General features: G+C 67.5%; 20 protein-coding genes and 1 pseudogene. 9 read left to right on the top strand and 12 right to left on the bottom strand.

Features of this window, described 5'->3' with window-relative positions; all coding sequences use genetic code 11:
* Positions 1-2 precede the first annotated feature (2 nt).
* The 3 genes from BJF87_RS16505 to BJF87_RS16515 all read right to left on the bottom strand — a co-directional run bounded on the left by BJF87_RS16505 (position 3) and on the right by BJF87_RS16515 (position 3,259).
* The gene (locus tag BJF87_RS16505; RefSeq protein ID WP_035754691.1) at positions 3-614 is read right to left on the bottom strand and encodes a TetR/AcrR family transcriptional regulator; all 612 of its coding nucleotides are present in this window, start codon (positions 612-614) and stop codon (positions 3-5) included.
* A 172-nt stretch (positions 615-786) separates the two neighbouring features.
* Positions 787-2,637, bottom strand: coding sequence for a 2-isopropylmalate synthase (leuA, locus tag BJF87_RS16510; RefSeq protein ID WP_035754692.1), 1,851 nt, complete (start codon positions 2,635-2,637; stop codon positions 787-789).
* Between the two features lie 208 nt (positions 2,638-2,845).
* Entirely contained in the window at positions 2,846-3,259 is a 414-nt protein-coding gene (locus BJF87_RS16515; protein WP_006358988.1) for a helix-turn-helix domain-containing protein, read from the bottom strand.
* Positions 3,260-3,333: 74 nt separating this feature from the next.
* Here BJF87_RS16515 and BJF87_RS16520 point away from each other — a divergent pair, with 74 nt between their 5' ends.
* Both BJF87_RS16520 and BJF87_RS16525 read left to right on the top strand, forming a co-directional pair.
* Complete coding sequence (locus tag BJF87_RS16520) at positions 3,334-3,741, top strand: RidA family protein (RefSeq protein ID WP_075863573.1); 408 nt, start codon at positions 3,334-3,336, stop codon at positions 3,739-3,741.
* 190 nt (positions 3,742-3,931) lie between these two features.
* Positions 3,932-5,362 (top strand): MFS transporter, encoded by a 1,431-nt coding sequence (locus BJF87_RS16525; protein ID WP_075863574.1) that lies wholly within the window; start codon positions 3,932-3,934, stop codon positions 5,360-5,362.
* A gap of 81 nt (positions 5,363-5,443) precedes the next feature.
* Here BJF87_RS16525 and BJF87_RS16530 read toward each other — a convergent pair whose 3' ends face one another.
* Positions 5,444-6,022 carry a nitroreductase family protein gene (locus BJF87_RS16530; protein WP_075863575.1) on the bottom strand — a complete coding sequence of 193 codons (579 nt, stop codon included), beginning with the start codon at positions 6,020-6,022 and terminating at the stop codon, positions 5,444-5,446.
* Positions 6,010-7,586 (bottom strand): annotated as a pseudogene (locus BJF87_RS16535) (MFS transporter). The gene BJF87_RS16530 and the pseudogene BJF87_RS16535 overlap by 13 nt, the downstream one beginning before the upstream one ends.
* A 170-nt stretch (positions 7,587-7,756) precedes the next feature.
* Between BJF87_RS16535 and BJF87_RS16540 the strand changes: the two are divergent.
* Positions 7,757-8,431, top strand: a complete 675-nt coding sequence (locus BJF87_RS16540) for a TetR/AcrR family transcriptional regulator (RefSeq protein ID WP_075863576.1) — start codon at positions 7,757-7,759, stop codon at positions 8,429-8,431.
* Between the two features lie 16 nt (positions 8,432-8,447).
* Here BJF87_RS16540 and BJF87_RS16545 read toward each other — a convergent pair whose 3' ends face one another.
* Entirely contained in the window at positions 8,448-9,776 is a 1,329-nt protein-coding gene (locus tag BJF87_RS16545; protein ID WP_075863577.1) for a hypothetical protein, read from the bottom strand.
* 168 nt (positions 9,777-9,944) lie between these two features.
* Between BJF87_RS16545 and BJF87_RS16550 the strand changes: the two genes are divergently transcribed.
* Both BJF87_RS16550 and BJF87_RS16555 read left to right on the top strand, forming a co-directional pair.
* Positions 9,945-11,210, top strand: coding sequence for an aspartate kinase (locus BJF87_RS16550; RefSeq protein WP_075863578.1), 1,266 nt, complete (start codon positions 9,945-9,947; stop codon positions 11,208-11,210).
* A gap of 2 nt (positions 11,211-11,212) precedes the next feature.
* The gene (locus BJF87_RS16555) at positions 11,213-12,238 is read left to right on the top strand and encodes an aspartate-semialdehyde dehydrogenase (RefSeq protein WP_006358996.1); all 1,026 of its coding nucleotides are present in this window, start codon (positions 11,213-11,215) and stop codon (positions 12,236-12,238) included.
* On the opposite strand, the gene BJF87_RS16560 is transcribed toward BJF87_RS16555, so the two are convergent.
* The gene (locus BJF87_RS16560) at positions 12,235-12,966 is read right to left on the bottom strand and encodes a FadR/GntR family transcriptional regulator (RefSeq protein ID WP_075863579.1); all 732 of its coding nucleotides are present in this window, start codon (positions 12,964-12,966) and stop codon (positions 12,235-12,237) included. The two genes, BJF87_RS16555 and BJF87_RS16560, sit on opposite strands and share 4 nt — an antisense overlap.
* Positions 12,967-13,091: 125 nt before the next feature.
* Between BJF87_RS16560 and BJF87_RS16565 the strand changes: the two genes are divergently transcribed.
* The 3 genes from BJF87_RS16565 (at position 13,092) to BJF87_RS16575 (ending at position 16,521) form a co-directional block, all read left to right on the top strand.
* On the top strand, positions 13,092-13,595 hold the full coding sequence (locus BJF87_RS16565; RefSeq protein ID WP_075863580.1) for a gluconokinase: 504 nt from the start codon (positions 13,092-13,094) through the stop codon (positions 13,593-13,595).
* 2 nt (positions 13,596-13,597) lie between these two features.
* Positions 13,598-14,992 carry a GntP family permease gene (locus BJF87_RS16570; RefSeq protein ID WP_075863581.1) on the top strand — a complete coding sequence of 465 codons (1,395 nt, stop codon included), beginning with the start codon at positions 13,598-13,600 and terminating at the stop codon, positions 14,990-14,992.
* A gap of 113 nt (positions 14,993-15,105) precedes the next feature.
* Complete coding sequence (locus BJF87_RS16575; RefSeq protein ID WP_075863582.1) at positions 15,106-16,521, top strand: hypothetical protein; 1,416 nt, start codon at positions 15,106-15,108, stop codon at positions 16,519-16,521.
* A gap of 13 nt (positions 16,522-16,534) precedes the next feature.
* On the opposite strand, the gene BJF87_RS16580 is transcribed toward BJF87_RS16575, so the two are convergent.
* From BJF87_RS16580 to BJF87_RS16600, 5 genes are all read right to left on the bottom strand, one after another.
* Positions 16,535-17,980 carry a signal peptidase I gene (locus tag BJF87_RS16580; protein WP_316042972.1) on the bottom strand — a complete coding sequence of 482 codons (1,446 nt, stop codon included), beginning with the start codon at positions 17,978-17,980 and terminating at the stop codon, positions 16,535-16,537.
* Positions 17,973-18,560, bottom strand: coding sequence for a SipW-dependent-type signal peptide-containing protein (locus tag BJF87_RS16585; RefSeq protein ID WP_075863584.1), 588 nt, complete (start codon positions 18,558-18,560; stop codon positions 17,973-17,975). The genes BJF87_RS16580 and BJF87_RS16585 overlap by 8 nt, the downstream gene beginning before the upstream one ends.
* A complete protein-coding gene (locus BJF87_RS16590) occupies positions 18,557-19,162 on the bottom strand; it encodes a signal peptidase I (protein ID WP_262339030.1) in 606 nt (201 codons plus the stop codon). The genes BJF87_RS16585 and BJF87_RS16590 overlap by 4 nt, the downstream gene beginning before the upstream one ends.
* A complete protein-coding gene (locus tag BJF87_RS16595; RefSeq protein WP_139319536.1) occupies positions 19,159-19,668 on the bottom strand; it encodes a hypothetical protein in 510 nt (169 codons plus the stop codon). Before BJF87_RS16595 ends, BJF87_RS16590 begins: the two co-directional genes overlap by 4 nt.
* Positions 19,669-19,750: 82 nt before the next feature.
* The gene (locus tag BJF87_RS16600; RefSeq protein ID WP_075863586.1) at positions 19,751-20,293 is read right to left on the bottom strand and encodes an alternate-type signal peptide domain-containing protein; all 543 of its coding nucleotides are present in this window, start codon (positions 20,291-20,293) and stop codon (positions 19,751-19,753) included.
* 366 nt (positions 20,294-20,659) lie between these two features.
* Between BJF87_RS16600 and BJF87_RS16605 the strand changes: the two genes are divergently transcribed.
* Entirely contained in the window at positions 20,660-21,949 is a 1,290-nt protein-coding gene (locus tag BJF87_RS16605) for a lipase family protein (protein ID WP_075863587.1), read from the top strand.
* The last annotated feature ends 63 nt before the right edge of the window (positions 21,950-22,012 follow it).

Here is a 22,012-nt window from a genome sequence, read left to right on the forward strand (position 1 = left end):
GGTCAGTCGCGGGCAACCACCGGTGCCTGGGGGCGCCCATCCGTCGTCACGATCTGGCCGTCACGCCGTTGCCGGGCCGCACCCGCCAGGGACTCGATGAACTGCTCGGCCGCCCACCGCAGGGCCTCACGGTCCTCGGGGAGAGTGGTCTGTTCGTATCCGGTGAGGACGAAGTTGGCCCAGCTCGAATACCGATGGGCGGCGACCCGGTCGTCGAGCAACTCCATCGCGATGTCGAAGACCACGTCGTAGCGCGACCGGTCGGCGGCCTGCTGGACCTCGCGGACGTCCGGGTTCATCGCCGCCCACGTGCGGATCGCGGCCTCCGCCTCGTGGGGGAGGGACACCGCGAACTCGATGAGCTCGATCATCCGGCGCAGCGGATCGGGTTCGGCCTGGACGGCCGCGACCTCCACCTGGGTGCGCGAGTCGAGCCAGTGGTCGATCAGCTGGGTGGTGTAGTCCGACCAGTTCTTGAAGAAGTGATAAAACGAGCCGCTGGTGACCCCGAGTCGGTTGCACACCTCGGACAGCTTCAACGCGCTGTATCCGGAATCGGCGAGTACGGCGAGGCCGGTCTCCAGATACAACTCGCGGGTTGTCGTGGCTACCATGTCGCAACCGTATACAAAATCCTGAAGCGAGGGATATCGGCGTGTGCCGTCTTCGAGGGTCCGCCGGCTCAAAGGTGCGCAAAGGGCCGGGACCCCGGACGAGGATCACCCGTCGACGTGGTCCCGGCCCAGCGGCCAGAGATGTACTCGGTTCTCGGCTACGCGAGGGTCTCTACGGAGCCCAGGTGCGCGGTGCGGCTTCGTCCTCGGCAGCGGGGGTCGAGGTGACGCGGTAGGCGCGGTTGACCGCGGAGACCACGGCACGCAGGCTCGCGGTGGTGATCGACGACGCCACGCCAACACCCCAAACGGTCTCGCCGTTGACCTCGGTCTCCACGTACGCCGCCGCGCTGGCGTCGCCGCCCGCGGTCAGGGCGTGCTCGCTGTAGTCCAGGACGCGGACGTCGTAGCCGACGGTGCCCAGGGCGTCGACGAAGGCGGCCAGCGGACCGTTGCCCGAGCCGGTGATCTCCCGCTCGTTGCCCTCGATCTTCACCACGGCGGTGATGTGGTCCTCGCCGCCGTCGACCTCGGCCGCGTCGACCTTCTGGCGGATGCGCTCCAGCGGCCAGACCGGGTGCAGGTAGTTCTGGGCGAACACATCCCACATCTCCTTGGGATTGACCTCGCCGCCCTCGCCGTCGGTGATCTTCTGGATCTCGCGGCTGAACTCGATCTGCAGACGACGCGGCAGGTTCATGCCGTGGTCGGCCTTCATGATGTAGGCGACGCCGCCCTTGCCGGACTGGCTGTTCACGCGGATGACGGCCTCGTAGCTGCGGCCGACGTCCTTCGGGTCGATCGGCAGATACGGTACGGCCCAGACGATGTCGTCGACGTCGGAGTCGGCGTCGTCGGCGTCGTACTTCATCTGGTCCAGGCCCTTGTTGATGGCGTCCTGATGGCTGCCGGAGAAGGCGGTGAAGACCAGGTCGCCGCCGTACGGGTGACGCTCGGGGACGTTCAGCTGGTTGCAGTACTCGACGGTGCGACGGATCTCGTCGATGTCGGAGAAGCTGATCTGCGGGTCGACGCCGCGGCTGAACATGTTCATGCCCAGGGTCACCAGGCAGACATTGCCGGTGCGCTCACCGTTGCCGAACAGACAGCCCTCGATGCGGTCGGCACCGGCCTGGAAGCCCAGTTCGGCTGCGGCGACACCGGTTCCGCGGTCGTTGTGCGGGTGCAGGCTCAGGATGATCGAGTCGCGGCGGGCCAGGTTGCGGTGCATCCACTCGATCGAGTCCGCGTAGACGTTCGGCGTGGCCATCTCGACGGTCGCGGGCAGGTTGACGATCATCGGCTTCTCGGGGGTGGGAGCGATGATCTCGGTGACCGCGTCGACGACCTCCTTGGCGAAGCTCAGCTCGGTGCCCGTGTAGGACTCCGGCGAGTACTCGTAGCGCCAGTTGGTGTCGGGGTAGTTCTTCTCCACCTCGAGCACCTTGTGGGCGGCGTCGGTGGCGATCTTGACGATGGCCGGCTTGTCGGCACGGAAGACCACCCGGCGCTGCAGCACCGAGGTGGAGTTGTAGAAGTGCACGATCACGTTCGCGGCACCGCGGCAGGCCTCGAAGGTGCGCTCGATCAGTTCCTCGCGACACTGCGTCAGGACCTGGATGGTGACGTCGTCGGGGATCGCGTTGTCCTCGATGATCTCGCGGACGAAGTCGTAGTCGGTCTGGCTCGCCGACGGGAAGCCGACCTCGATCTCCTTGTAGCCCATGCGGACCAGCAGGTCGAACATGCGACGCTTGCGCGCCGGGCTCATCGGATCGATCAGTGCCTGGTTGCCGTCACGCAGGTCGACCGCACACCACAGGGGGGCCTTGGTGATGACCTTGTCGGGCCAGGTGCGGTCGGGCAGCGAGATCGTCTCGACCTCGTCGGCGAACTGACGGTAGCGGTGAACCGGCATCGCGGAGTTGCGCTGCGGATTCCATACGGGCTGGTCGGCGGGAATCGGGCCGTTCGGCTCGACGATTCGGCTGGCGCCGGAGGTGAAGGTGTCTGCTGGTGCCATGAGTGGTCATTCTCCGTGTCTGGAAGGAAAGTGACCGGCGCGTGATTGGGCCCCGCGACGGAGGGCCGGTCGTGTCAGACCCCGCCGCGGCAACCGAGAAGGAGTGCGCGCTGCATGCGCTCGACTGTACTCCTCAGTGCTATCGAGACCAAAGGTGCAGGTGGAAGCCTATTCCTGGTCCGTCGGTCGGTGGCAGGCGGGGCCCGCGTCAGCGGTCCTCGTCGGGGCCGAGGACCTCGTCGTCGAACCTCTCGCGCGCGGCGTCGATGGCCGGCAGATGCGTCGACGCCCACTCCAGGAGTCCGTCGATCGGTTCGCGAACGGTCTTGCCCAACGGCGTGATCCGGTACTCGACGGAGACCGGTCGTGTGCTGAGCATGCGGCGTTCGATGATGCCGTTTCGCTCGAGGCGGCGCAGCGTGCTGGTGAGCGACTTCTGCGACACCGCCGGGATGGCGCGGCGCAGTTCGTTGAACCGAGACGGCGCCTCGCACAGTTCGTTCAGCACGCTCAGGGACCACTTGTCCAGGACCTGACCCAGCAACTCCCGGGACGCGGCGTCGATCCTCAGTTCGTGTTCGCCTCTCGGCGAGGGCGGTGCGGCTGCAGGGGTATCGGGCATGAGACCTGGTTTCGTTGAAGTAACCGAACGGAACCAAGTATACATGCGATACCTACAAAGACCAGGAGGAACACATGTCCGTCACGCTCTCCAGCCCCGAAGGCATGCTGCCGAACGCCCCGTACCACCACGTTGCGGTGGGAACCGGCACCCGACACGTGTACCTCGCCGGACAGGTGGCTCACACCGGTGACGGATCGCCGATCCCGGCCGACCTCGCCGGACAGGTCGCCCAGACGCTGCGGAACGTCGCCCGCGGCTTGCGCGGCGCAGGCGCGGATTTCGGCGACGTCGTGCGTCTGACGGTGTACGTGACCGACTGGGAACCGGCGAAGATCGGGGACTTCATGGCCGGGATCGGAGCCGTGGCAGACGAGGTGGGACTGCCCACGCCGATGCCGCCGGCCACGCTGATCGGCGTGCAGGCGCTGTACGAACCGGAGGTGCTGGTCGAGATCGAGGCGACAGCCATCGTGAACTGACCCCTCCGCGCCCCCTCTTCGGGGGGTGCCGTGCAGGGGCGGGCCCGGTGAAGCTATGACATGCATCTCACCAGGAGCCACGAGTGACCGAACTCATTCCCGCGCCCGGAGGGGTGTACGGGCTTCGCGCCCGGTCTTCGACAGAGCCGCTCAACCGCGACGCGGCCGCCTGCACAGAAGGACGACGCCAGTGACCACGATCCCCGCCGATCCGCCTCGCGCTGACTTACCGCCCGACCCCCAGACGCCGCCCGACGCGAAGCCCACCAGCCTCCGACGCGTCGCGGCCGCCAGCTCGATCGGCACGACCATCGAGTTCTACGACTTCTTCATCTACGGCACCGCGGCCGCGCTGGTGTTCCCGACGGTGTTCTTCCCGGCAGCCGACGAGGTGACCGGCACGATCGCATCCTTTGCGACCTTCGCCGTGGCGTTCTTCGCACGCCCGGTCGGCGCCATGCTGTTCGGGCACTTCGGTGACCGGATCGGCCGCAAGCGGACGCTTGTGTGGACGCTGCTGATCATGGGCGTCGCGACCGTGGCGATCGGACTCCTCCCGGGGTACGAGACCGGAGTCTTCGGCATCGCCGAATCGGGCATCGGGATCGCGGCTCCCATCGCCCTCGTCGTACTGCGATTCCTGCAGGGCTTCGCGGTGGGCGGTGAATGGGCCGGCGCGACGCTGCTCACGGCCGAATACGCACCTCCCGGAAAACGTGGTCTGTACGCGATGTTCCCGCAGCTCGGACCGGCGTTCGCATTCTTCCTGTCGAGTCTGACCTTCCTCATCGCCACGCTGACCCTCGGCGAGACGAGCTCGGCCTTCCTCGACTACGGCTGGCGCATCCCCTTCATCCTGTCGTTCGCTCTCGTCGCCGTCGGCCTCTGGGTGCGGCTCGCCGTCGCGGAGACCCCGGTCTTCCAGGAAGCCCAGCGCCGCAAGGCACTTGAGTCCGAGGCCGCGGACGGGCCCGCCCTGCCCTTCATGGATGCCTTCCGATACCAGTGGAAAGAGATCCTCATCGCCGGCGGTGCGCTGGCGAGCCTGTTCTCCCTCTTCTACATGGGCACGGCCTTCCTCACGAACTACGGCACCAAGAGCCTCGACCTGTCCCGCACGTTCGTGCTGAGCGCGGGCATGATCGCCGCGATCGTCTTCGGCCTGTCGACCGCGGCGTCGGCGATGTGGTCCGACCGGGTCGGTCGACGTCGGGTCATCCTGACCTCGTGCATCATCGCCATCCCGTGGGCGCTGGTCCTGTTCCCGATCCTCGAGATCGGCGGCGGCTTCGCCTTCGTCGTCGGCCTGATCGGAACCCTGCTGATCTTCGGCATCGCCTACGGCCCGGCGGGTGCGCTGCTCCCCGAACTGTTCGAGGCGCGCTACCGCTACACCGGTGCCGGCATGGGCTACAACCTCGCCGGGATCTTCGGCGGAGCCATCCCGCCGCTGATCGCCGCCCCGCTGATCGCCGGACCCGGTGCGATCTGGGTGGGTGTCCTGCTCGCCGGCCTGTCCGCGATCAGTGTGGTCTGCACGATCCTGATCGTGGAGACCAAGGACAAGGCCATGCGCGCCGAGGCCGAGCGGACCGAACAGGAACCCGAGCTCGTCGGCTGAAGTCCCTGAGGCCGAATCGGTATACGGCCGCATGAGAACAAGGACGTCCCCGTCGCGATCATCGATCGCGACGGGGACGTTTCACGCGTCGGGCGCGGTGAACGCGGGCCGTCCCCACCGTCCGGCGAACGCGACCTCGTCGAGCGTCAGGCGGGTCCGCGGGCGCTCGTCGCGGTCGCGGATGTCCTCGGGCAACGACGCGGTGTCCTCGACGAGCGCGCCGATCCCCAGGAGTACGAGAGGCCGCTTGTCGGCGGGGATGTCGAAGGCCGCGGTCGCGGCGGCGGCGTCGAAGCCGGCCATCGGGTGGCCGTTGAAGCCGAGTGCCTCGGCCTGCAGGATCATCTGCGATACGGCGAGACCCACGTCGACCGCCGCGTATGTGTGTTCCTTCGGGTCGTCGGGACGATCCGTGGTGCACACCAGGACCAGCGCGGCCGCCCGCGGCGCCCAGCCCGAGTTCCCCCGGGTCAGGACGCCGGTGAGGGCGTCGAAGGTGTCGTCTCCGCGTCGGCCGACGAGAAACCGGACCGGTTGCATGCGCCCCCAGGTGGGTGCCCACCGCCCGGCGTCGACGATGGTCGTGAGGTCCGCGACGGAGATGGTGACGGCGGGGTCGTAACCCCGCGCGCTCCATCGTCCTTCGATCAGTTCATGCACTTGGTCGAGGGTAGCGGCGAACCCTCCTGCGGTTCGTCGGTCTCGGTCCGGGCATCGGCAGTCCAGGGCGTCAGCGGCTTGCGCATCGCGAAGAACACCCCGATGCCGAGAACGGTCATCGAGATCCCGATCGCGAGCGACGCCGCGTGCATGCCGTCGACGTAGGCCTGGCGGGCCGCGGTCGCGAGTCCGTCGCCCTGCGTACCCATCTCGAGGGCGCGATGGAGCGTCTCACCGAGTGTGTCGCCGAACGACCAGCCGTCGCGATGTCCGCGGAACACCAGCGTGGCAAGCGAACCGAACAGGGCGAGTCCGAGCGCGTTGCCGAGTTCGAAGCTGGTTTCCGAGATCCCCGACGCCGAGCCCGACCGCTCCGGTGGGACCGCGCCCACGACGACGACCGACACCAGGCTGAACTGGATGCCGTAGCCGATACCGGCGATGAACGTGAAGACGAGGTACACCCAGATCGGCGACGACGTGGTCAGCGCGAGCAAGCCGAAGTTGCCGGCCGCCGCCAGCACGATCGACCCGAGGAACGCCGCGCGGGTGCCGACCACCGTAGCGATCCGGGAGGCGCCGATCGAGAACACCGCCACCGCGACCGCCATCGGGAGTCCGGCCACCGCCGCGGCAAGGACGTCATGCCCCATCACCGACTGCAGGTAGACACCGGTCAGATAGGACATCCCGCCGAGGGCCATCATGCCGACGAGCGCCACCGAGATCGCGCCGACGTAGTGGGCGTTCCGGAACAGCTTGAGGTCGAGGAGTGGCGCCGAGGAGCTGCGTTGCTGGACCACGAAGCCCGCGAGAAGTGCCAGGCCGGCGAGCCCGATGACGATGACGCCCGCGTCGGCGCCGTCGCTCGCGATGGTCTTCACCGCGTAGACGACGGGCAGGATGCCGGCCATCGACAGCACGACGCCGAGCACGTCGAACCGTGCGGTCGAGGGTGCCTTGTACTCGGGGATGAGTCGGGGGCCGAGGATGAGGAGGGCGGCCAGCACCGGCACGTTGATGAGGAAGGCCGAGCCCCACCAGAAGTGGTGCAGCAGCACGCCGCCGATAACCGGGCCGACCGCGGCGCCACCGGCGAAGGCTGCCGTCCAGACGCCGATGGCGCGGCCGCGCTCCCGGTCGTCGGAGAACATGTTGGCGATCAGCGACAGGCTCGACGGCATCAGCGTCGCCCCGCCGACACCCATCAGGGCGCGAGCGGCGATGAGGATTCCGGCCGTGGGTGCGAAGGCGGCGAGGATCGACGCCGCGCCGAACACCGCGCTCCGGCGAGCAGGATGCGACGCCGTCCGATGCGGTCGCCGAGATTGCCCATCGTGATCAGCAGGCCGGCGATCAGGAAGCCGTAGATGTCGAGAATCCACAGCTGCTGGGCCGCCGACGGCGCGAGCGCGTCGGTGATCGAGGGGATCGCGAGATAGAGGACGGAGACGTCCATCGACACCAGGAACACGGGCAGCGTGAGCACCGCGAGTCCCAGCCAGGTTCGTCGGTCGGCGGTACCCGGAAGTTGCCGATCCGACGGGCCGAGACGGGTGGACACGATGTGCTCCTCGATGGTTTCGCAGATGGGGTTTCGACAGGGTTCGTCGCAGCGGTCCTCATCTGCTCGTCCAGCGAGGGCGCGTACGGTGTACGCGGGCAAGCGTACGCCAGGTGAGTACGCTGTACGCAATCCGTTTATTCCCGCGGAGGACCAGGAGGGGCGAGCAGGTGACATCTGGCACGACCAAGTTGTCGCCGGCGGTCATCGTCGACGCCGCTATCCGGATCGCCGACGCCCGGGGACTGAACGGTCTCTCGATGCGGCGGGTCGCCGACGAGCTCGGGGTCGGGGCGATGTCGCTGTACCGGCACGTCGCCGACAAGGAGGCCCTCCTGCTGGCGATGTCCGAAGAGGTCACGCAGCGCTATCCCTACCCCTACGAGGACGCGCCGTCGTGGCAGGAGCGGGTCCGGATCGCCGTCGACGTCGACTGGGAGCTGTACCGGCGTCACCCCTGGGTGGTGCTGGCCTATTCGTCACCTCGGCTCAGTTACGGCGAGGCCTCGCTGGAATGTCTCGACTGGCTGTCCGCGGGTTTCCTGGAACTCGGTGTCGGCATCGAACGTGCCACCGACATGGCGCTGACGGTGTGGAGCTTCGTCCACGGCGTCGCGCTGATGGCCGTCGGCGACAAGCTCATCGACGATCAGGTCCAAGGTGACTCCGAGGCGTCGTCGGTCCGGCTCTCCGACGTGATCGCCGGACGGTCCGACGCCGCGGTGCCCGAACACCTCGCCCGTCTCGCCGGACGCCCCGACGCCACACACCTGTTGGACCCGCGCGCCCGGCTCGACGCCGGGATCGGTTATCTCTGTTCGGGTTTCGAGGCCTCCGCGCACTGAGCCGCCGGAACCGCGGTCACATCGCGTGCGGGAACACCGTCAGCATGTGCGCGCCGAACCACGAACTGCCGACGACGATCGGAACGACGACGAGGCCGGCGACCACCGGCCGCGCCCGGGCGAGGGCCATCGCGAGCGGGATGAGAAGGACGAAGGCGGGCAACAGGAGTCGCGGTCTGCTCATCATCAGGCCGCTCGACAGCACGATCTGGGCGACGAGCAGCGAACCGAACAGCAACACCGGCCACGGCAGCCGCGCCCAGACCGCCACACCGAGCATCACCAGGGTGCTCAGGACGATCCACGACGTCGCGGTCGGGGCCACCTCGGCGGAATTGACCAGCTGTTCGTTGACAAAGTTGAATGCGGCCACACCCCAGTCGAACTCGGTGTCCCAGCCCTCGGTCTGGATGCGGAACCATCCCGTCGGCGAACCGGTGTGGGCCCAGACGACGCCCAGATAGGTGAGGTATCCCAGCGGACTGAGGACGATCGCAGCGACGGCACGCGCACGGTCCGCGCCGGTGACCCCGGTGGAGCTGCGGCCGGTCCACAGGAACACCAGCGCGGCGAGGACCACCACGCCGATGACGACCGCGGCGGTCGGCCGGCAGAACCCGCAGAGGCCGGCCATCACCCCGGCCAGCAGCCAGCGTTTCTCGAGGATCCCGATGAGTGCCCACGTCGCGAGGGCACAGAACATCGCCTCGGTGTAGGCCATGTTGAGCACGATCGACATCGGGGTCGCCGCGAAGAGCACCACCAGGAACAGTCCGGTGGCGCGCTCGGGGGCGGGGCCGATGGGGGAGCGACGGGCCATCAGCCGCGCGCACTCCATGCCGAGCCGGGCCGCGCCGACCGCGGCGATGCATCCGAGAACGAGATTGAGGGTCAGCGCCGCACCGAACGGCGTCACACCGGGCAGCTTCGCCAGGAACCCGACCAGGTACGGGTACCCGGGGAAGAAGGCATATGCGGTGTCGGCGGTGTGGATTCCGCGCGCATCGGTCAGGCTCGCCGGCACCCCGTCGTATCCGTGGGTGGCGATCGCCAGCATCCACTGCCCGTCCCACACGGTGAGCGCCTTGCCGAGCGTGATGTCGCGCAGGTCCGCGAACCGTGCGAGCGTGAGGATTCCGATCGCGCGGATGACCAGATAGACGACGAGGGCGTCGAGGCACCAGCGATACCGGCGGACCCAGTCGGCGAACGGGGGTCTCGGGTCGGCGGGGCGTCGGGCCGGCGTCGAGCCGCCCGGAGAGATCGGCCGGCCGTCGACTCCACCCGTGCCCGGGTCGGGGTCGGGACGACGGCCCGGATCGTCGACGTCGGTAGGGGTGGCCACCCGTGGAATCCTAGGTCGTCGCGGACGACCACCGGCGACGTGCCGTGTGCGACGGATCACAGAACGTCGGTGACCAGGTCAGAGCTGCAATCTGCTGCCCGGTAAGGTTGTCCGAAGCAAGCTGACGTCTATCGAACCGGCGCACGAGCCGGCGGGAGGTAACTCGACGTGGCCCTCGTGGTGCAGAAGTACGGCGGATCCTCGGTCGCAACGGCCGAACGCATCCGTCGCGTTGCCGAGCGCATCGTCGAGACGAAGAAGCAGGGCAACGACGTTGTCGTCGTCGTCTCGGCGATGGGCGACACAACGGACGAACTGCTCGACCTCGCCCAGCAGGTCAACCCGGCGCCCCCGGCGCGCGAGATGGACATGCTCCTGACCTCGGGTGAGCGCATCTCCAACGCGCTGGTGGCGATGGCCATCAGTTCGCTTGGTGCACATGCTCAGTCGTTCACCGGCTCCCAGGCCGGCGTCATCACGACGAGCTCACATGGCAAGGCCAAGATCATCGACGTCACGCCGGGACGCGTTCGCAGCGCACTCGACGAGGGCAAGATCGTGCTGGTCGCCGGGTTCCAGGGTGTCTCACAGGACACCAAGGACATCACCACCCTCGGCCGCGGCGGCTCCGACACCACCGCCGTCGCGCTGGCAGCGGCCCTCGAGGCCGACGTCTGCGAGATCTACACCGACGTCGACGGCGTGTACTCCGCCGATCCGCGCATCGTCCCCGACGCCCGCCGCCTCGACAAGATCTCCTTCGAGGAGATGCTCGAGCTCGCGGCCTGCGGCGCGAAGGTCCTGATGCTGCGGTGCGTGGAATACGCCCGCCGGTACAACGTTCCCGTTCACGTGCGCTCGTCGTACTCGACCAAACCCGGCACCGTGGTGACCGGATCGATGGAGGACATTCCCGTGGAAGAAGCCATTCTCACCGGCGTCGCACACGATCGCAGCGAAGCCAAGATCACCGTCGTGGGTCTCGACGACAAGCCGGGCTACGCCGCCAAGGTGTTCCGTGCCGTCGCCGACGCCGAGATCAACATCGACATGGTGCTGCAGAACATCTCGAAGGTCGACACCGGCAAGACCGACATCACCTTCACCCTGCCGCGCGAGCTCGGCCCGCTGGGTGTCGAGAAGCTCACCAAGCTGCGCGAGGAGATCGGCTTCACCGAACTGCTGTACGACGACCACATCGGCAAGGTCTCCCTCGTCGGCGCCGGCATGAAGTCGCACCCGGGCGTCACCGCCACCTTCTGTGAGGCCTTGAGCGAGGCCGGCGTGAACATCGAGCTGATCTCCACCTCGGAGATCCGCATCTCGGTGCTGTGCCGCGACACCGAACTCGACGACGCCGTGCGCGCACTGCACGCCGCCTTCGATCTCGGTGGCGAAGAAGAAGCCGTCGTCTACGCAGGAACGGGTCGCTGATCATGGGTGTACGTATCGGAGTCGTCGGCGCGACCGGTCAGGTCGGTGCCGTCATGCGAACCCTCCTGGAAGAGCGCAACTTCCCGGCCGACGAGGTGCGCTTCTTCGCATCGCCGCGTTCGGCGGGCAAGAAGCTGCCGTGGGGTGACGGGGAGATCGTGGTGGAGGATGCGGCCACCGCCGATCCCGCCGGTCTCGACATCGCCCTGTTCTCCGCGGGCGCCACGATGTCCCGCGAGCAGGCGCCGCGGTTCGCCGCCGCCGGTGTCACCGTGATCGACAACTCGTCGGCGTGGCGCAAGGATCCCGATGTGCCGCTGGTGGTCTCGGAGGTCAACGGGGAGCTGGCGAAGAACCCGCCCAAGGGCATCATCGCCAACCCCAACTGCACCACCATGGCCGCCATGCCGGTGCTCAAGCCGCTGCACGACGAAGCCGGACTGCAGCGTCTGATCATCTCGAGCTACCAGGCGGTCTCCGGTAGCGGTCTGGCCGGCGTCGAGGAACTCGCCGGACAGGTGCGCGCCGTCGTCGGCGACGCCGAGAAGCTGGTCCACGACGGCTCGGCCGTCGACTTCCCGGCCCCGAACAAGTACGTCGCGCCCATTGCGTTCAACGTTGTGGCACTTGCCGGTTCGCTCGTCGACGACGGCACCGGCGAGACCGACGAGGATCAGAAGCTGCGTAACGAGTCGCGCAGGATCCTCGGTCTCCCCGAGCTTCTCGTCAGCGGAACCTGCGTGCGTGTGCCCGTGTTCACCGGACACTCGCTGTCGATCAACGCGGAGTTCGCCGAGCCGCTGTCGGTTGCTCGTGCCCAGGAGATCCTCGGTGCCGCAGCCGGAGTCGAGCTCACCGACGTGCCGACGCCGCTCGCCGCGGCCGGCAAGGACAACTCGCTCGTGGGTCGTATCCGCCAGGATCCGGGTGTCCCGGACGGTCGCGGCCTCGCGCTGTTCGTCTCGGGTGACAACCTCCGAAAGGGCGCTGCTCTCAACACCATTCAGATCGCCGAGCTGCTGGTCTAGGCCTTCGAGGCTCGCACCTCAGGCAGCGAGGGGGAGACGGCTGCTGCCGCCTCGGTGATGATCTCGCGCATCGACGCCTCCGCGGCCTTCGGGTCGCGGAGGCGTATTGCTCTCGCCACGTCGTCGTGCAGTGCGATCGCGGCCGGGTTCGGGGTCGGCGGCATCATCCCGTGATGGGTTCGACCGGCGAGCACCTCGCCGACGACGTCGGCCAGCGACCGGAACATCTCGTTGCCGCTCGCCTCGAGCAGGGTGCGGTGAAAGACCTTGTCGGCCAGCAGGTACGACTCGAGGTCGCCGGTCCGTCCGTGGACGGACATGTCCGACACCGCGGCCGCCAGGATGCGACAGTGGTGCTCGTTCGCCCGTTCGGCCGCCAGCGCGGCCGCCACGGGCTCGAATCCGCGTCGTAGCTCCGACAGGGTCGCGAGAAACTCCGCACGGTCCGCGCCGTCGAGACGCCACCGGATCAGTCGCGGGTCGAACACGCTCCACCTGGTGCGCGGCTGGATGGTGATGCCGACCCGGCGTCGCGACTCGACGAGTCCCATCGATTCGAGGACCTTGATCACCTCGCGCGCCACGGTCCGCGACACCCCGTGCTCGGTGCAGATGGCGTCGAGCGTCAGCACGCTGCCCGCCGGCTGTGCCCCCGAGACGATGCGCCTACCGATGGCGGCAAGGGTCTCGTCGTGGCGCTCCGTGGTCCCGCTTGTGCTCTGACTCACGGTTTCATCTTCTCATTAGCGGCGCAAAGAGCGAATGTGCGTACTTATTGCTCATGAGACTTGCATAAGTATGACTATTGAGGCAGTCTCCGTGATCAGCAGCACAGCGATGTGGAGGAGTTGGCATGCGATCACCGGTGGTCGTGATGGGTGTTTCCGGGTCGGGGAAGTCGACAGTGGGAGCCGCGTTGGCGCAGCGTCTTCGCGTTCCGTTCGCCGACGCCGACGACTTCCACTCGGAGAAGAACATCGCCAAGATGTCGGCGGGTCGGCCGCTCGACGATGACGACCGCCGTCCGTGGCTGGAGTCCATCGGCGCCTGGCTCGCCGAGCACGGTGACGGCGGGGTGATGAGCTGCTCCGCTCTCAAGCACGAGTACCGTGACCGTCTGCGCGGGCACGAGTCCTCGGTGCTGTTCGCGCACCTCGCCGGCTCGGTCGAGGTCATCGCCCGCCGGCAGGCATCGCGGCCGGGGCACTTCATGCCGACGGCGCTGCTGAAATCCCAGTTCGAGACCCTCGAACCCCTGACCCCCGATGAGCGCGGACTGACCGTCGACGTGGACCAGAGTGTGGACGCCATCGTCGACGAGCTCGTCGCGTCGCTCCCCGACGGCGAGGAGAACTGAACATGTCGTCGACCACCACGATCCTCGCCGCGAGTGCGGAGCTGCCCGAGCCGGTCGCGCCGGGCTGGCAGCTCGTCGTCGCGGCGCTGACCGGTATCGCGGTCATCGTCATCGCGATCACCGTCGCCAAGGTCCACCCGTTCCTCGCGCTGGTCGGCGGCGGTGCCACGGTCGGCATCGTCGCGGGGGAGTCGATCCCGACGGTGCTGGATTCGTTCACCACCGGATTCGGTTCGACCGCAGCCGGTGTGGGCATCCTGATCGCGCTCGGTGCGATGTTCGCGAAGCTGCTCGCCGATTCCGGGGGCGCCGACGAGATCGTGGACACGATCGTCGGCCATGCCTCTCCGCGGATGCTGCCGTGGGCGATGGCGCTCGTCGGCGCGATCATCGGTCTTCCGATGTTCTTCGAGATCGGCCTCGTCCTCCTGATGCCGGTGATCTATCTGGTGGCCAGACGCTCGGGCCTGGGGTTGATCCCGATCGGCATCCCCGCGCTGGCAGGTCTCTCGGCCATGCACGGCTTCGTGCCACCGCATCCGGGCCCGCTCGTGGCGATCGACGCCCTCGGCGCCGACCTAGGCCTCACCCTCGCACTCGGTGTGGGCGTGGCGATCCCGACGATCATCGTCTCGGGCCCGCTGTTCGCCACCGTCGCCGGAAAGTGGGTGACGGTCGAGGCGCCTCACACCTTCGACGTCGACCCCGACGACGGTCCGACCACCAAGAGGCCCTCCTTCGCCGTCACCATGTTCAGCGTCCTGCTGCCGGTCGTCCTGATGCTGGGCAAGGCGCTCGCCGAGATCTTCATCTCCGACGAGGACCAGCTCCTGCGTCGCGTCCTCGACATCCTCGGTACGCCGCTGATCGCCCTGCTCATCGCCGTCGTCGTCGCTATGTTCACCCTCGGCCGCGGCTCGGGGATGGACCGCGAGACGATCTCGAAGTGCACCGGTGCGGCGCTGCCCGCCATCGCCGGCATCCTGCTGATCGTCTCCGCCGGTGGCGGTTTCAAGCAGGTCCTCGTCGACACGGGAATCGGCACGCTCCTGGCCGACTGGGCCACCGGTGCGAACGTCCCGATCCTCGTCCTCGCCTGGGTGCTCGCCGCGCTGATCCGCCTGGCCACGGGCTCCGCGACCGTCGCGACGATCACCGCGTCGTCGCTGATGCTCGGACTCGTCGACGGATTGAGCTCGGGTGAGGTCTCGCTGGTCGTCCTCGCGATCGGTGCCGGCTCGGTCTTCCTGTCGCACGTCAACGATGCCGGCTTCTGGCTGGTCAAGGAGTACTTCGGCATGACCGTCGGCCAGACCTTCAAGACCTGGTCGATGATGGAGACCCTGCTCTCGGTGAGCGGGCTGGTCGTCGTGCTGGCGCTCGGTCTGGTGATCTGACTCCACCAGGACTTCGAGGCTCGTCGCCGGTGCTCCTCGTACCTCGGCATCGAGGGTTACAGTGCGCGCGCTACCCTTCCGCGCTTCGGTTTGTCCCGGTAGCTTGACCACCCATGAAGCGAACCCGGCCGTGGATGGTCGCCCTCGCGCTGGTCGCGTCCGTGGCCGTTGCGTATCCCGCAGCAGCCCAGCCTGATTCGCCGCCAACCGGCCTCGGCCCGTCGGACACTTCGCTGATGCACGGAGACCTGGCGTCCACCGACACAACCGGGCATCGAGGGCCGGGACGCGGTGCGCGACTCGCCGCGTCGTCGATCCCCGGCGGTGCCTGCGCGGCGACCTTCGTCGGCCGCGACGGGATGCCGGTCGCGCTGTGCACACAGTTCGTCGCGGTGGCGCCGCCGGCGTTCGCGGCACCGACGGTGGTCCTGTTCGACCCCCGCACGGCGCAACCGCTGGCGTCGACGCAGCTGACGAGGGGTGGACTGCTCGGCGGCGTGTACGGCTACCTCGACGACCGCGACCGTGTTGTCGTCGCCGACGGGTCCGGTTCGGTTCTCCGTGTGGCGCACCGGAAGACGGCATCGGGCTGGCGGGTCTACGTCGATGACCGCGTCGATGTCTCGGAGCACATCCCGGCCGGTGATGCGATCACCGGTCTCGCTCCGGATTTCGACGGCCGGATCTGGTTCGCAACGACGCGCGGGGTCGTGGGGACGGTGGACGGGGACAAGCGGGTCCGATCGACGCGCCTGCCGACAGGGGAGGGGCTCGGCAACGGCCTCTCCATCAGACGATCGGGCGCGTCGATCCTCACGACCCACGCGCTCTACGAGATGCGCGCCGAGCCCGGAGCTGCGCCGAAGGTCGTCTGGCGCCGCGGATATGACCGTGGTCCGGGGCGCAAACCCGGTCAGCTCACCTGGGGATCTGGCACCACGCCAACGTATTTCGGACCCGGTGGGGATGGGTGGGTCGCGATCGTCGACAACGCCGACCGGCCGGACCTTCGGGTCTTCCGCAGTGACGACGGGTCCGAGGTGTGCCGCATCCGCGCCTTCGGCCGATCGGGGCCGGGTACGGAGAACTCGCCGATGGCCTGGGGGAATTCGCTCGTCATCCCCAGCACGTACGGTTACCAGTATCCGCCGATGGCGGTCACCGGCCCCGCGGTGCCCGCGGACGCCCCGTTCGTCGGTGGCATGACCCGCATCGACGTCGACGACGGCGGGTGCGAGCGGGTCTGGGAGAACTCCGACCGGATCGCGACGCTGCCCAAGCTCTCGCGCGCCGACGGCCTGATCCACGCCCTCGGTTACGGCCCCCTGATGCGGGGGCTACCGCAGCAGTTGGGCCCCGTCGACTACGTCGCAACAGATTTCGCGACGGGACGACGCGTCGAGACCCGCCGAGTCGGCATCGCACCGCTGGACGAACCGCTCGAACTGACCGGCACCATCACCTTCGGCGGAGTCATGTGGCAGGCGACCGTCGGGCGGATGCTCAAGATCGCGCCGCCGGGTCGGTGACGGTCGGCAACCGTCAGGTCACCGGTGGGTCATAGCCGCGAGGGGAGGTGGAGGTCGAGCTGGACGCAGCCGGATCGCGTTCGGGCTCGGCGGCTGAGGGGACCTCGGTCGTGGACTCGGTTGTCGACCTGGATCCCCCGGTTGTCGCCGTGGGTTGTTCCGGCGCCGGGGGCTCCTCGATCGAGGTCTCCGGGCGTCGGGACGTCTCGCTCGGCGACGGTTCCGTCGTAGACGACGATGTCGGCCCCGTCGTCTCGGTGGAGGACGGGCCGGTCGAGCTCGGCGAACCCGATGGCGACGTCGACGGCGCGGTACGAGCCGCTGCTGCCCCAGTCGCACCGTTGTTTCCGGGTGTGGTGGTGGTGCCGGTGGGCTGGCAGGAAGACTGCCCCGCACCGACCAGTATTCGTCGCATCATCGGAGGCGCAGGTGAGACGAAGTTGTCGCCGAGGAGTGTGTACACCTCCACGGTGTAGTAGCCCACGGAGAGTTCCACAGCTGCACGGGGATTGACAGTGATGGTGCCCGACGCCTGCGCTGCGACGGTCTCGGTGTACGGGACCGCCCCCACATAGTTCAACCGGTAACGCGCGGTGGGGCTGACCACCGGCCAGCTGATGAGGCCGGCGATCCCGGGGAAGAACGAGTTGGTGCAAGTGATGCTCGACGGCCGAGGGACCGTGCCGATGGGTACGTTCACCTGTCCGACGGTGACATCGGTCAGGGCCGCCCGAGCGGTAGGCGGGTGCGCGAGAGCCACACCACCGACGAGGGCGATCGTCGCGACGACAGCGGGCCATCGGGGTGCCTCGTGGCTGAGTGCCCAACGCCCCTCGCGAGGCTGCGGCCTCGGGAAGGTCGAAGCCGATGGATCGGGTCGATGACGAGCGATACGCGGATGGCTGTCGTTGCCTGCGGGGTCTGGTCTGCGTGGCCGGCGTCCGGGCCAGAATGCCACGGCGAGAAGCCATCCGGTGAGGATGACACCGGCCGCGATCGCAGTGGGTGTCGACAGCCAGGCAACGACGTATCCGAGATACGGTACGTCGATCGTCACACGGGCCACCTCGGTGACCACATACGGACTCGCGTCGGCGACGGCGTTGGCGTCCCCTTTGAGCATCAGGGGGACCGAGTTGCCGGTCGGTTCGCCGACATCGACCACCCGGTGGGTGATGCGGGTGCCGTTGTCGGCGACGACGCTGACGACATCGCCCGGGACCGCCTGGGTCGCCGGGACCTCGCGAGCGAGCGCGACCGACCCGGTGGTGATGGCCGGCGCCATCGAGCCTGATCGGAACACCAGCGGGGTGATCCCGAAAACCAGTGCTGCAGTCGCCATGAGCATGCATAACACACCACAGACCGCGGCGACGGTCAGTGCGGTGTCGACCACTCGTGAGGGGGCTCGGCGCGGTGTATCACGTCGTGGTACGGACGTTTCGCGATGCTCAGACACCGGCGACCGCCGATCCGGTGAAGGTGAAGATCACTGTGCCCGTGGTGCTCTGGACGGCGTTGGGGGCCGAGGTCGGCAGTGTGAACTGCAAGCACAAGGAGTCGGAGCCGGAGGTGGCGGCGAGGGGGCCGCGAGTACCCAGAAGCGATACGTTGGTTGCGGTGAGCGCCAGATTGGACACCGACGGGGTTCCCATACAGGTCGATCCCGACACACTTCCGCCGACCACGATGCTGAGCCGCACGGCTTGTCCGGCGGCATTGGTCGCCCTGGCCTGCGTTGTGTAGTTACCGGCGGAGATCCCCCGGTTCTGAACGTTGATGATCACGGCTCCGGATTGACCTGGGAGCAGGGAGGATCCGAGCGGAATGGTGAGCGGTGCAGTCGTCGTCGCATTGACGTCGTTGAGCCACAGATCGACCGAACCGGTGGTGAACGTGCCCGATGTGGTGGTGTTGGTGGCCGACCACGCGGCCATCGTGCCGACGGTCCCGAGCCCGAAGACGATGCCGCAGGCGAGAACCGCTCGAACCCGCGTCGACCGCAGGACGGTGGAGACCCGGCGCACCACGTCGGTCATGGACTCGGCCTCGCACGTGCACGCCTGACCTCGACCACCGCGCCGACGAGTTGGAACAAGGCGTACAACCCGAGGGCGCCGGCGAGAACGGACACGACCAGAACCCGGGTGTCGCCGGTCAGCCAGTTGTTGACGTATCCGAGATAGGGGATCGAATACCACACGGTGCCGCGGATCTGTTCGGGTTTGACCGGTGCGGCGTCGGCCCGAGGATTGTTGTCCCCCTTGGTGATATAGGTGCGCGTACCGTCGCTGTTCATTCCCGACGCGGTGATCCGATGCGTCACGACCTCCGGTTCGCCCGACCGGAGTTGGTAGGTGACGACCTCTCCGGTGGCCAGCCGGTTCATGTCCCCGTCGCGGGCGACCACCAGGGTTCCGGGCGGGTAGGTCGGGCGCATGGATTCGGTCAGCACGGTATACGGCTGCGCACTACCGAGGAACGGTACGACGATGAGCGCGAAAACGAAGGCCGTGGTGATGATCAGGAGCATCCACGTCACGATCGTCGAGACCCACCACCAGGGGCCGGTGCGCTCGGATTCGTCGGTGGACGGGCCGGCCGGGTGGGCGTCCCTCATACGCATTGGGTTGGCGCTCATAACTGTTCCGCTCGGAAGACGAAGGTGTGCGTGTAGGTCGCCGGTTGGGCGCCGGTCACCGTGTTCAACGTGCTCCGGATGCACCAGGTCTCCTGGGCGCCGGGGCCCAGTGTCCGGAACGTCGACGTCACCGCGGTGGGTCCGGTGATCGCGGACAACGTGCTGAACGCAGTGACCGGCCCGAGCGTCGACGTGGCGGTGCAGGTTCCGCCGACCGCCCCGGCGAGTGTCACCCCAACCGTCGACGCCGTCGACGGTTGGGGCCCGGCAGAGGTGAGCCGATACTGCAGGCGGGTCGTCCCAGTGTTCACGATGACGAGTGGCGCCTGTTTGAACTGGCCTGGGATCAGTCGCGCGCCGGTGAGTTCGGGGAACGTGTACGTGCTACCGGAACCGGACCCCGTCGACAACGACAGTCGGCCGGTGGTGACCTGACCGGGGGCCGCGGATGCCGTGTCGGTCCAGTAGGCGCCGGTCGACCGCACCGATGCGGCGATGAGAATCACCACTGCGACGAGAACGGCTGACCCGGCAACGGGACCGAGAAGGTGACGCCTCATTTCGGGCGCGAGGTCGGCGAATCGAGGCCTAGGCGCGTTCCTGCTGCAGTGTCACCTGCAGTTGAGACAAGTTGATGGTCTCGTTGATGCCGACCTGACCCGGTGTGTCCCGGCTGAAGTTGACGGTGACCGTGACGTCGACGGTCTTGCCGTTGTCGTCTTCGGTGATCAGATTGGAGGGGATGGCCTCGCCGTCGAAGGTGGCGGTGTTCGTGATTGTGACGTGCGGTATCAGAGCCGCAGGAATCACATTCTGACCCTGATTGGTAGTCGTGATCCGCGCCGCCAGATTGTCTCCGTCGGCGGACACGAGGTAGCTGGCGGTGTACTGGAGAACATCGCCCGGCACCATCCGGAACGTGACCGGATCAATGGTGACCGGAGTGGTGGGATTCGAGATATCCTGCCACTGTCCGGCATTCACTGCTTCCAGATCCAGTGTGCCGGTCTGGACGTCACCGGAGTCGGTGGTCTCACTGTCGCTCCAGAGCGCAAAAGTTCCGAGGCCGCCGAGTAAGAGCAGGACGGCCGCGACGGCGGCAATTATCCCGTTACGAGCTTTCTTGTTCATGTCACACCTCTGGTCGATTGGTTCATCGATTCCGAGAGGCAACCTGTGCTCGATTGTCGGAATCACCGCAATGCGGGCTGAATCTGCGGCCAATGGTATTGGTTAGCGGTGCGTCAGAGAAGGTAAACGACGCTAAATTTCGCACTATCACGTCACACTCAGATCCCTCTATAACGGATTTGTAACGTTATTCCCTAATGGATGACAAAAAGGCGTTGTTAGTTCTTGTTTCGCCGATCGTCGCACCCGGCCCGGGCGATGAGGTGCCACCGCGCGGCCTGGCTGCACCCATCCCTGATCACAAGGCACCGGCCGCTGCCGACCCAGTCACCTGACTCAACTTACTGTGGGGTAGGTTACTCGCCCATGAAGCTGAAGTCGGGAATGAGCGTGGGGTGGCGCCGCAGGTCACGCCTGCGAAAGACCACGATTGCGGGTGCGGTGGCAGCTGCTTGTGCGGCTGCCGTGATGAGTCCGGCGCCGGACGCGACTGCGGCCGATTTCTACACACCGCCGGCATCCTTCGCCACCGAGCCCGGCTCGGTGATCCGGAGTCAGCAGATCCCGCTGCTCCTGCAGATCCCGGGTGCTCCCGGACAGTGGCCGGGTACGGCCCGCAAGGTCATGTACACCTCGACCTACCAGGACGGAAAGCCCGCGGCGGTCACCGGCACCGTCGTCGAGCCGACCGCGCCGTGGGCCGGGAAGGGTCCGCGCCCGACCGTCGTCGTCGGCCCGGGCACCATCGGTCAGGGTGACCAGTGCGCGGCGTCGAAGCTGATGAGCCTGCCGATGTCGATCGACATCACCAAGCCCAGCATCGGCGTCAACTACACCGCGCCGGAGATGTTCTACATGCTGCTCAACGGTGTTCGGGTGTTCGTCACCGACTACATCGGCATGGGCACCCCGGGAATCCACACCTACGTCAACCGCTGGGAGACCGGCCACGCCATGCTCGACGGCGCCCGGGCGGCGTTGCGCGCGTCGGGAGCCCCGGCCGACGCGCCGGTGGGATTCGCCGGCTACTCGCAGGGCGGTGGCGCGGCCGCTTCGGCGGCCGAACTCGCCGCGACCTACGCACCGGAACTGAACGTCCGTGCCAGTTACGCCGGTGCGCCGCCAGCCGACCTGGCGAAGGTCATCCCGGCCATCGACGGGAGCACCATTGCCGGGGCCATCGGCTTCGCCATCAACGGCCTCACCCAGCGGTACCCGCTGGTCGCCGACGTCGTGCAGCGGGAGACCAACTCCTCCGGAAAGGCTGCGCTGAAGCACATCTCGACCAGCTGCATCGGCGACATCATCCCCGCCTTCGGTTTCCAGCAGACGAAGAACTGGACCCGCACCGGCGAGACGCTCTCCTCGGTGATCGCACGGTCGCCGGTGGTGCAGAAGGTCGTCGGCGAACAGCGCATCGGTCGGCTGAAGCCGAACGCTCCCGTCTTCCTCGAAGGTGGCCTCCACGACGACGTGATCCCGTATGGCCAGGTTGCGCAGCTCGCCGCGGACTGGCGGGCCCAGGGCGCCGACGTCCGGTTCGTCACGAACCCGACGCCGCCGATCCTGACCAAGTCGATCGTCAACCACGTGGTCCCGATGCTCGGCACCTTCCTGCCCGGCATGGAGTTCGTCCTCGGCGAGTTCCGGAAGTAGTCGAAGCGCAGAACCACTCGACGCGGATCCACTCGACGCAGGACCACCCGAACCGCAGACAGG

This window comes from Gordonia sp. CNJ-863, from assembly GCF_001942325.1.
GTDB classification, from domain to species: Bacteria; Actinomycetota; Actinomycetes; order Mycobacteriales; family Mycobacteriaceae; genus Gordonia; species Gordonia alkanivorans.

What these genes read in the sequence shown, in the direction of transcription:
- BJF87_RS16555 (WP_006358996.1), top strand. Translation starts at nt 11,213, where the DNA reads ATGGGTGTACGTATCGGAGTCGTCGGCGCGACCGGTCAGGTCGGTGCC.
- BJF87_RS16575 (WP_075863582.1), top strand. Translation starts at nt 15,106, where the DNA reads ATGAAGCGAACCCGGCCGTGGATGGTCGCCCTCGCGCTGGTCGCGTCC.
- BJF87_RS16605 (WP_075863587.1), top strand. Translation starts at nt 20,660, where the DNA reads ATGAAGCTGAAGTCGGGAATGAGCGTGGGGTGGCGCCGCAGGTCACGC.
- BJF87_RS16565 (WP_075863580.1), top strand. Translation starts at nt 13,092, where the DNA reads ATGCGATCACCGGTGGTCGTGATGGGTGTTTCCGGGTCGGGGAAGTCG.
- BJF87_RS16570 (WP_075863581.1), top strand. Translation starts at nt 13,598, where the DNA reads ATGTCGTCGACCACCACGATCCTCGCCGCGAGTGCGGAGCTGCCCGAG.
- BJF87_RS16515 (WP_006358988.1), bottom strand. Translation starts at nt 3,259, where the DNA reads ATGCCCGATACCCCTGCAGCCGCACCGCCCTCGCCGAGAGGCGAACAC.
- BJF87_RS16520 (WP_075863573.1), top strand. Translation starts at nt 3,334, where the DNA reads ATGTCCGTCACGCTCTCCAGCCCCGAAGGCATGCTGCCGAACGCCCCG.
- BJF87_RS16585 (WP_075863584.1), bottom strand. Translation starts at nt 18,560, where the DNA reads ATGACCGACGTGGTGCGCCGGGTCTCCACCGTCCTGCGGTCGACGCGG.
- BJF87_RS16505 (WP_035754691.1), bottom strand. Translation starts at nt 614, where the DNA reads ATGGTAGCCACGACAACCCGCGAGTTGTATCTGGAGACCGGCCTCGCC.
- leuA (WP_035754692.1), bottom strand. Translation starts at nt 2,637, where the DNA reads ATGGCACCAGCAGACACCTTCACCTCCGGCGCCAGCCGAATCGTCGAG.
- BJF87_RS16600 (WP_075863586.1), bottom strand. Translation starts at nt 20,293, where the DNA reads ATGAACAAGAAAGCTCGTAACGGGATAATTGCCGCCGTCGCGGCCGTC.
- BJF87_RS16590 (WP_262339030.1), bottom strand. Translation starts at nt 19,162, where the DNA reads ATGAGCGCCAACCCAATGCGTATGAGGGACGCCCACCCGGCCGGCCCG.